Source organism: Paraburkholderia sp. SIMBA_054 (assembly GCF_046534875.1).
GTDB classification, from domain to species: Bacteria; Pseudomonadota; Gammaproteobacteria; order Burkholderiales; family Burkholderiaceae; genus Paraburkholderia; species Paraburkholderia hospita.
This window is the reverse complement of the sequence record NZ_JAWRXV010001723.1, coordinates 1-236: the sequence shown is the minus strand read 5'-3', so window position 1 is coordinate 236 and position 236 is coordinate 1. Positions and strand designations below refer to the sequence as shown.

At 53.0% G+C, this 236-nt stretch carries 1 protein-coding gene; it reads left to right on the top strand.

Annotation, left to right across the window (positions count from 1 at the left end; all coding sequences use genetic code 11):
* Window positions 1-236, top strand: a 236-nt coding sequence (locus SB822_RS60995) for a carbon starvation CstA family protein (RefSeq protein ID WP_410859639.1), incomplete at both ends; no start/stop codon positions are given.

Here is a 236-nt window from a genome sequence, read left to right as displayed (position 1 = left end):
GCTGTTTCTTAATCATGATCATCATCCTCGCCGTCCTGGCGCTGATTGTGGTTAAAGCCCTGGCCGAAAGTCCGTGGGGTGTCTTCACCGTTTGCTCAACCGTACCGATTGCGCTGTTTATGGGTATCTACATGCGCTTTATTCGTCCGGGGCGTGTGGGTGAAGTCTCTGTCATTGGTATCGTGCTGCTGGTTGCCTCTATCTACTTCGGTGGCGTGATTGCTCACGATCCGTAC